The 2375-nt window shown below is 72.9% G+C and carries 2 protein-coding genes and 1 pseudogene; all 3 read right to left on the reverse strand.

The window, feature by feature from the left end:
• A pseudogene (locus tag C667_RS22210) lies at nt 1–702 on the reverse strand (response regulator); the annotation flags it as partial.
• Entirely contained in the window at nt 699–1916 is a 1218-nt protein-coding gene (locus C667_RS22215) for an EAL domain-containing response regulator (RefSeq protein WP_004385882.1), read from the reverse strand. The gene C667_RS22215 and the pseudogene C667_RS22210, both read right to left, overlap by 4 nt.
• Nucleotides 1916–2375 (reverse strand): Hpt domain-containing protein (locus tag C667_RS22220; protein WP_004385885.1); only part of this gene is annotated, 460 nt, incomplete at its 5' end. The genes C667_RS22220 and C667_RS22215, both read right to left, overlap by 1 nt.

A 2375-nucleotide genomic window follows, 5' to 3' on the forward strand; every position in this document is an offset into this window, starting at 1 on the left:
CGCAGGCTCGACCGGCGCAGGGGGCGCAGCGGGGGGCGATGGCGCGAGGCTGTCCGCCGCCGCGGGCGCGAGCCCCGAGGGCACCCCGTCGAGGTCGAGCTCGAACTCGGTGGCGAACTCGGAGGCGAACTCGAGCCCGGTGGCGAGCGCGTCGCCGGCCGCGCGCGCGGCCTGCAGGCTGTCGCCGAGCGCGTCGATGTGCTCCTTGCCGGCGCCGAGCCCGGCGTCGAGCATCTCGCCCAGGCTGCCGAGCACGCGCGCGTGCGCGAGCATCTCGCTCGCCGCCACGCGCTCGCGGCCGAGCGCGAGCATGCGCGCGGCGAGCAGGATGGACATGTGCAGCCGTGAGCTGTCGTACACCAGCGGCCAGTACAGCACGTAGTCGTCGAAGCACTCCTTGCGGCACAGCTCGAAAGCCTGGCGCAGGTTGTCCTTGTCGCACAGCACGATGCTGTGGTGGCGCTCGCTGCGTGCGCGCCGGCTGTGGCGGTAGAGCACGAGCGCGTGGCGTTCGGCGTGCTCGATGTGGCGGAAGGCGAGCAGCAGCACCTCGGGGCGCTGCGCATCGAAGTCCGCGGCGAAATGGCCCTCGTCGCTCGAGCAGCTCACCTGCGGGAAGTCGTCGGCGAGCAGGGAGACGATCTGCCGCGCCTCGACCGGCATGTCGGAGAGGACGAGGATGCGGGTCTGCCGTGTGTTCATCCGATGAGCTCCCCGCAACGTTGCTGCCAGCGCGCGTGCCAGGCGGGCAGTTCGGCCGCCGGGATGGGGCGCGAGATGAAGTAGCCCTGCGCCTGGTCGCACCCGCTCGAGCGCACGAAGTCCCAGTCGTCGCGGTCCTCCACGCCCTCGGCGACGGAGCGGATGTTCAGCTCGCGCGCCATGTCGAGGCAGCCGCAGAAGATCGCCCGGCGCGTGGGCAGCTTGCGCGCGCCGGTCACGAAGCCGCGATCGATCTTGAGCTCGTCGAAGGGCAGGTCGCGCAGCTGGCGCAGCGAGGAGTGGCCGGTGCCGAAGTCGTCGATCGACACGCCGATCTGGCGCAGGCGCAGGCGAGCGAGGATGTCGAGCGCCGTGAGCGGGTTGCTGCCCAGGCGAGACTCGGTGACCTCCAGGATCAGCTCGGCGGGCGCGAGCCCGGTCTCGTCGAGCATCGCGCAGACGAGCTCGGGGAAGCCGAGGCGGTCCAGGCTGTCCATCGACACGTTGATGGCGAGCCGGATGCGCAGCCCCTCCGCGCGCAGCGCGCGCAGGTCGGCCGCGGCGCGCAGCAGCACGCCGCGGGTGAGCTCGTCGATCAGCCCCGACGCCTCCATGCCGGGGATGAAGGCGTCGGGGAAGACGAGGCCGTCTTCGGGGTGTTGCCAGCGCACCAGGGCCTCGACGCCTGCGAAGGCGCCGCTGCGCAGGTCGACCTTGGGCTGGTAGTGGTTGAGCAGCTGGCCTTCTGCGATCGCGCGCGCGAGCTCGGCGGCGGTGTAGCCGCGCGCGGGGGCGCTCGCCGTGCGGGCGTGCCGGCCGCCCTCCTGCCAGCGCCGCAGCATGGCCTGCAGGCAGGAGGGGGGAGCCGGCTTGACGAGGCTGCCGAGCACGTCGATGCGGTAGGCGGCGGCCAGGCGTGCGGCGGTCTCGACGATGCGTTCGTCCTCGCCGCTCACCAGCACGACGCTGCCGCTGAAGCCGGACGCGGCGAGCTGGCGGAGGAAGACGATGCCGTCTGTCTCCGGCATGTTGAGGTCCAGCATCACCAGCGTGTCGGGGCCGATCGCGGTGGCCAGGCTCGCGAGGGCGGCTGCGGTGCTCGTGTGACCCTCGATACTCGCGGCGATGCCGGTGTTGGCGAGCTGGCGACCGAGAAGTCCGACCTGTAGTGGATCGTCGTCGACGATCAGGATGCGTCTTCTTTGCGTAGTCATCAGGAATTTCCTTTCGTGCTTGCGGCGGCGCTCGCGTCGAGCGCGGCGCGCAGCGCGGCGGCGAAGCGGGCGACCATCTCGGCCGGGCGGGGCGGGCCGCCCTTGCGGCAGTGGTCCTCGAGCTCCGCGCACAGCTCGCCCAGCTGCAGCGCGCCGACCGAGCGCGAGGCCGACTTGAGCCGGTGCGCCACGCCCGCGGTCGTGGCCCAGTCGGCGGCGCGCACGGCGCGCAGGATCTCCTCGCCGGCGGAGTGCGCCGAGTCATGGTACTCGCGCACGAACTCCACGATGAGGGCGGCGTCGTCACCGATCAGGCGGGCGAGCACGCGCGTGTCGAGGACCGCTTGCGCGGCGGGGACGTCGGAGACGCCCGCGCTGGCGACGCTTGCCGGGGCGGGCTCCGGGGCGGCCTCCGGAGCAGCCTCGGCGCCGGGTTCAGGGGCGTCGGCGCGGGCGTCG

The organism is Thauera phenylacetica B4P, assembly GCF_000310225.1.
In the GTDB taxonomy this organism is placed as follows: domain Bacteria; phylum Pseudomonadota; class Gammaproteobacteria; order Burkholderiales; family Rhodocyclaceae; genus Thauera; species Thauera phenylacetica.

Coding starts and splice junctions, on each gene's coding strand:
- C667_RS22215 (WP_004385882.1), bottom strand. CDS start 1,916: ATGACTACGCAAAGAAGACGCATCCTGATCGTCGACGACGATCCACTA.